Annotated in this window: 9 protein-coding genes and 1 pseudogene; 5 read left to right on the forward strand and 5 right to left on the reverse strand. The window is 71.6% G+C overall.

The window, feature by feature from the left end:
• Positions 1–87: 87 nt before the first annotated feature.
• Genes AC01Y6_RS07355 through folE form a run of 3 tightly spaced genes read left to right on the forward strand, consistent with a single transcriptional unit; the run spans position 88 to position 1,788 of the window.
• Complete coding sequence (locus AC01Y6_RS07355) at positions 88–468, forward strand: NUDIX hydrolase (RefSeq protein WP_428716967.1); 381 nt, start codon at positions 88–90, stop codon at positions 466–468.
• Positions 449–1,141 carry a gamma carbonic anhydrase family protein gene (locus AC01Y6_RS07360; RefSeq protein ID WP_476670932.1) on the forward strand — a complete coding sequence of 231 codons (693 nt, stop codon included), beginning with the start codon at positions 449–451 and terminating at the stop codon, positions 1,139–1,141. Before AC01Y6_RS07355 ends, AC01Y6_RS07360 begins: the two co-directional genes overlap by 20 nt.
• 38 nt (positions 1,142–1,179) lie before the next feature.
• Positions 1,180–1,788, forward strand: coding sequence for a GTP cyclohydrolase I FolE (gene folE, locus AC01Y6_RS07365; RefSeq protein WP_428720573.1), 609 nt, complete (start codon positions 1,180–1,182; stop codon positions 1,786–1,788).
• A gap of 2 nt (positions 1,789–1,790) precedes the next feature.
• Here folE and AC01Y6_RS07370 read toward each other — a convergent pair whose 3' ends face one another.
• Genes AC01Y6_RS07370 through rlmB form a run of 5 tightly spaced genes read right to left on the reverse strand, consistent with a single transcriptional unit; the run spans position 1,791 to position 4,916 of the window.
• Entirely contained in the window at positions 1,791–2,012 is a 222-nt protein-coding gene (locus AC01Y6_RS07370; protein WP_476670933.1) for a DUF2905 family protein, read from the reverse strand.
• Positions 1,999–2,907 (reverse strand): glucokinase, encoded by a 909-nt coding sequence (locus AC01Y6_RS07375; protein WP_476670934.1) that lies wholly within the window; start codon positions 2,905–2,907, stop codon positions 1,999–2,001. The genes AC01Y6_RS07370 and AC01Y6_RS07375 overlap by 14 nt, the downstream gene beginning before the upstream one ends.
• The gene (locus AC01Y6_RS07380) at positions 2,904–3,140 is read right to left on the reverse strand and encodes a putative signal transducing protein (RefSeq protein ID WP_347241213.1); all 237 of its coding nucleotides are present in this window, start codon (positions 3,138–3,140) and stop codon (positions 2,904–2,906) included. The genes AC01Y6_RS07375 and AC01Y6_RS07380 overlap by 4 nt, the downstream gene beginning before the upstream one ends.
• Entirely contained in the window at positions 3,125–4,195 is a 1,071-nt protein-coding gene (locus AC01Y6_RS07385; RefSeq protein ID WP_476670936.1) for a M20 family metallopeptidase, read from the reverse strand. The genes AC01Y6_RS07380 and AC01Y6_RS07385 overlap by 16 nt, the downstream gene beginning before the upstream one ends.
• A 4-nt stretch (positions 4,196–4,199) precedes the next feature.
• Entirely contained in the window at positions 4,200–4,916 is a 717-nt protein-coding gene (rlmB, locus tag AC01Y6_RS07390) for a 23S rRNA (guanosine(2251)-2'-O)-methyltransferase RlmB (RefSeq protein WP_476670937.1), read from the reverse strand.
• A gap of 42 nt (positions 4,917–4,958) precedes the next feature.
• Between rlmB and AC01Y6_RS07395 the strand changes: the two genes are divergently transcribed.
• Together AC01Y6_RS07395 and AC01Y6_RS07400 are read left to right on the forward strand one after the other, a co-directional pair.
• Complete coding sequence (locus AC01Y6_RS07395) at positions 4,959–5,393, forward strand: universal stress protein (protein ID WP_428720789.1); 435 nt, start codon at positions 4,959–4,961, stop codon at positions 5,391–5,393.
• Positions 5,394–5,522 (forward strand): annotated as a pseudogene (locus AC01Y6_RS07400) (LOG family protein); the annotation flags it as partial.

The raw sequence follows: 5,522 nt of genomic DNA on the forward strand, positions 1-5,522 counted from the left end.
CGGGGACCTGGGCGTGGCCGTGGCCAGCAAGTTCCTGGCGGTGGGGGCGGTGGTGCCCTTCGCCGACTACCTCAAGGGGAGGTACGGATGGAGCTAGGGGCGGGGGGCGTGGTCTTTAACGCCAAGGGGGAGGTCCTCCTTCTCCGCGACCGCATGGGCTTCTGGGTCTTCCCCAAGGGCCACCCGGAGCCGGGGGAAAGCTTGGAGGCGGCGGCGGTGCGGGAGGTCTGGGAGGAGACGGGGGTCCGGGCGGAGGTCCTCCTTTCCCTCTACCCCACCCGCTACGTGAACCCCAAGGGGGTGGAGCGGGAGGTCCACTGGTTTCTCATGCGGGGGGAGGGGGCGCCGAGGCTGGAGCAGGGCATGACCGGGGCGGGGTGGTTCGCCCTCGAGGAGGCCCGCGCCCTCCTCGCCTTCCCCGAGGACTTGGGGCTTTTGGAGGTGGCCCTTGAGCGTTTACCGCTTTGAGGAGAAGGTTCCCAGGGTCCACCCCACGGCCTTCCTCGCCCCCGGGGCCTACGTGGTGGGGGCGGTGGAGGTGGGGGAGGGGGCCTCCATCTGGTTCGGGGCCGTGGTCCGGGGGGACCTGGAAAGGGTGGTGGTGGGCCCCGGCACCAACGTCCAGGACGGGGCCGTCCTCCACGCCGACCCCGGCTTCCCCTGCCTCCTTGGGCCCGGGGTCACCGTGGGCCACCGGGCGGTGGTCCACGGGGCGGTGGTGGAGGAGGGGGCCTTGATCGGCATGGGGGCGGTGGTGCTGAACGGGGCCCGCATCGGGAAGGGGGCCGTGGTGGGGGCGGGGGCGGTGGTGCCGCCGGGGATGGAGGTGCCCGAGGGGAGGCTCGCCCTCGGGGTCCCGGCCCGGGTGGTGCGCCCCGTGGACCCCCCGGAAAACGCCCCCCGCTACCGGGCCCTGGCCGAGCGCTACCGGAAGGCCCTCTTCCCCGTGGAGGCCCCGAAGCGCTACCGCCTCACCCTGAGGGGCCAGGACGCCCTGAACCCCTTCAGCGAGGTGCACCTCCGGCTGAAGCGCGCGGGGAAGGAGGCCTTGGAGGCCCTGAGGCGGGCCGCCCAGGGCTTTCCCTTGGGGCCGGAGGAGGCCTTGCCCCTTCTTCATGAGGGGCTTATCGCCCCGGAGTGAGCCCGGGGCCACATAGCGAAAAGAGCGCAAGGAGCATCATGGAGCGCAAGATGGTAGAGCTTGAGGAAACCGGGCTGACCTTCGCGACCGAGGTGGACCTGGAGCGCCTCCAGGCCCTTTCCGCCGAGTGGCTCCAGGTCATCGGGGAAGACCCGGGCCGGGAGGGCCTCCTGAAGACCCCGGAGCGGGTGGCCAAGGCCTGGGCCTTCCTCACCCGGGGCTACCGCCAGCGCCTCGAGGACATCGTGAACGGGGCCGTCTTCCAGGCCGAGGGGAGCGAGATGGTGGTGGTGAAGGGGATTGAGTTCTACTCCATGTGCGAGCACCACATGCTCCCCTTCTTCGGCCAGGTCCACATCGGCTACATCCCCAAGGACCGCATCCTGGGGCTTTCCAAGTTCGCCCGCATCGTGGACATGTTCGCCCGGAGGCTCCAGGTGCAGGAGCGCCTCGCGGTCCAGATCGCCGAGGCCATCCAGGAGGTGCTAAAGCCCCAGGGGGTGGGGGTGGTGGTGGAGGGGGTCCACCTCTGCATGATGATGCGGGGCGTGGAGAAGCAGCACTCCCGCACCACCACCAGCGCCATGCTGGGGGTCTTCCGGGAGGACGCCAGGACCCGGGAGGAGTTCTTAAGCCACCTGCGCTAACCTCACCGCCTGAGAAGGCCCATTAGGTGGAGGAGAAGGCTGAGGAGCAGGGAGAGGAGGAGGCTCGAGGCCAGGGGGATGTACACCCTTAGGCCCTCCCGCTCAATGCGGATGTCCCCCGGCAGGTGGCCGAACCAGGCGAAGAGCTTGGGGAAGTAGAGGAGTAGCGCCCCAAGGAGGAGCAGGAAAAGCCCGGCGTAGACGAGGACCTTACCCACCTCCATCCTTCACCTCCAAGAAGGCCGTGAGGGCGGCCCCGAGAAGCCCCGCCTCGGCCCCCAGGAGGGCCTTCCGCAGGGGGGGGGCCTCCCAGCCCTTAAGGTAGCCGTGGTAGGCCTCCAGGAGGGCCTCCCAGTACCCTTCCGGGGCGTTTAGGGCGAGCCCTCCGCCCACCACCACCACCCCGGGGTCAAAGGCCTTCACCAGGCTGGCGAGGCCCATCCCCACGTAGCGGGCGGCCTGGAGGAGGAGGCGCCTGGCCTTGGGCTCCCCCTCCTGGAAGAGGCGGAAAAGCTCCCGGGTGTCCACGGCCCGGTGGTAGGCGTAGCTGGCGTCCCGCTCTAAGGCGCGCCCCGCGGCCAGGGCCTCGAGGCACCCCTCCAGCCCGCAGCCGCAAGGGGGTCCCCCGGGGAGGAGGGTGATGTGGCCGAACTCCCCCCCCTGGCCCCGCTCCCCCCTTAGCACCCTTCCCCCCAGGACCACGCCCCCTCCAATCCCCGTGGACACGGTGAGGTAGAGGGAGCTCGCCTCCCCCCGCGCCGCCCCCAGGTGGTGCTCGGCGAGGGCGGCGGCGTTGGCGTCGTTTTCCAGGTGGACGGGCCGCCCCGTGGCCTCCTCCAGGAGGCGGCGGATGGGGAAGTTCCGGACTCCCGGGATGTTGGGGGTGAAGCGGATCACCCCCTCCCGGAAGTCCAGGGGCCCCGGGGTGCCGAGGCCGAGGGCCTCGGCCCTCACCCCCGCCTCCTCCTCCGCCTTCTCGGCCGCCTCCGCCAGGGCCCGCACCACCGCCTCCCCCCCCTCCTTGGGGGTGGGGAGGATCACGTGGGAGAGGAGCCTCTTTCCGTCAAAGGCCCCGGCGGCGATCTTGGTGCCCCCCAGGTCCAGGCCCACCACGATCATGGGATCCCCTCCTCCAAAAGGGCCTCGGCCTCGCCCAAGAGGGCCTCGGGCACCAAGAGGGCCACGTCCCCCATGTAGGTGCCTAAAGCGGCCTCGGGGAGGCCCGCGAAGGGGGTTTCCACGAGGGCGGGGATGCCCCTCGCCTCCAGGCGGGCCTTAAGCCCCTCGGCCACGGCCCTGGGGGCGGTGAGGAGCTTGCGGTAGGGGGTTCCGGCCACTAGGCGGCGCTCCATAGGGCCTCCACGAGCAGGGCGTACTCCCTCCCCGCCGCCTCCACCTCGGCGAGGGGGATGTGTTCCTTGGGGGTGTGGGCTAAGCCTGGGTCCCCGGGGCCATAGCCCAGCACCGGGGCCTTGGCCCCCAGGTAGGGGGCGTCGGTGGTGAAGGGCCAGAAGCCCGCCTCCTCCTGCCCCAGGGCCCGGAGGGCGGCGAGGAGAAGGGGGTGGTCCCCCGGGAGGCGGTAGGGGGGCCAGAGGGCGGGGAGGGTCATCCGCACCTCCCCCGAGGCCCTTTCCTCCTCGGGCACGTAGACCGAGGCCCGCCCCAGGGTGCGCAAAGCGGCGAGAAGCCCGTCTAAGTCGGCCTCGGGCTCGTAGCGCAGGTCCAGGTAGAGCCGCGCCACCCCCGGGGTCTGGTTCCGGGCCCCGGGGTAGGTGTCCACCCGGGTGGGGGTGAGCTTGACCCCTTGGGGCAGGGGAAGCTCCCTTAGGGCGAGGAGGTACTCCGCCAGGTCAAAGAGGGGGTTTTCCGGCCCGGAGAGGGCGGCGTGGGCCTCCTCCCCCTCAAAGTCCGCCCACGCCTCCGCCCGGCCCCGGTGCCCCCGCATGAGCCGCCTGGAGGAGGGCTCCCCCAGGAGGAAGGCCAGGGGGGAAAGCCTTTCCGCGGCGTAGCGGCTCCCCAGCCCCCCCACCTCCTCCTGCACCACGGCCAAAAAGCGCACCCGGCCCCGGAGGGGCCTTTCCTTCAGGGCCTCCAGGGCGAGGAGCATGGCCACCAGGGGGCCCTTCATGTCCACCGCCCCCCGGCCCCACACCGCCCCCTCGGCCACGGCCCCCTGGGGGTGGGGCCAGCGGCCGGGGTCCCCTTGGGGCACCACGTCCAGGTGCCCGGCGAGGACCACCTCGGGCTCCCTTTCCCCGAGGAGGGCCTCCACGTTCCCCGCCTCGTCCAGGCGGGCCTCGAGGCCCATCCCCTTCAGGGCCTCCAGGAGGAGGCCCGCCGCCTCCCCCTCCTGCCCCGGAAGGCTTTCCGCCTGGAGGAGGCGGGAGAGGAGCCGGACCCAGTCCACGCCCCTATCCTACACCCCGGGCGAGGCCCGCCTGGTAGAGGGCGATGCCCAGGGCCACGGAGGCGTTCAGGGACTCGGCCTCAGGGCGGATGGGGATGCGGAAGAGCTCGTCGCAGGCCTCCCGCACGAGCCTCCGCATCCCCTCCCCCTCCGAGCCCACCACCAGGACGAGGGGCCGCTTGAAGTCCAGCTCCCAAGAGGCTTTCTCCCCCCGCACGTCCAGGCCGTAGGCCCAAAGGCCCCGCTCCTTGAGGTCCCTTAGGGCCCGGGGGAGGTTTTTCACCTTGACCAGGGGGAGCTTCAGGGCGGCCCCGGCGCTCGCCTTCAGGGCCAGGGGCGAGAGGGGGGCGGCGCGCCGCTCCTCCGAGACCACCCCGTGGGCCCCGAGGGCCAGGGCGCTCCTTATCATGGCCCCGTAGTTCCTGGGGTCGGTGATCCCGTCCAGGGCCACGAGAAGGGGAGGCTCTTTCCTCGCCTCGGCCAGGCGGAGGGCGTCTTCCAGGGTGGCGTGGGGGGGTTCCTCCACCTCCGCCGCCACCCCCTGGTGGTGGGTGGTCCTGAGGAGGGCGTCCAGCTCAATGCGGGGCACCAGGGTGTAGTCCGCTCCCAGGCGCTCAAGCTCCCTAAGGAGCCAGCCCTCCACCCCCTTGGCCACCAGCACCCGCCGCGCCTGGCCCAGCCTGAGGGCCTCGAGGACCGGGTTCCTGCCGTAGACCCACATGGCCCGAGTCTAAGGCGTATGATGGGGGCCAAGGAGGTGCCGATGTACAAGAGCGTCCTCATGCCCACCGACGGGAGCCCCTGCAGCTTCCAGGCCCTGGAGCACGGCCTTGGGCTGGCCAAGGCCCTTTCCGCCAAGGTCCACTTCCTCTACGTCCTGGAGAACCCCGCCCAGGCCATCTGGATCGCCCCGGAAAGCGTTCCTTACGGCCTGGAGCTCCTGGAAGACCTGAAGAAGGCGGGGGAAGAGGCCATCGGGAAGGCCCTGGCCCTGGCCCGGGAGAAGGGGGTGGAGGCCACGGGGGAGGTGAAGGAGGGGGTCCCCATCCCCACCATCGTGGAGGCCGCCCGGGGCTTTGATCTCCTCGTCATGGGCACCCACGGGCGCACGGGGCTGGACAAGCTCCTCCTGGGCTCGGTGACGGAAGGGGTCTTGCACCGGGTCTCCGTCCCCGTCCTCGTGGTGCGCTGCCGCTAGATGCGCCTCCTCTCCGCCTTCGTCTCCTCCCGCCTCTCCCCTGAAGATCCCCTTTACGCCAGGCTGGTGCGCTACGGGGAGGTGGTGGCCGAGGAGGGGTTCGGCCTGGCCTGCGGCGGGTACCAGGGG

The organism is Thermus sp., from assembly GCF_056332225.1.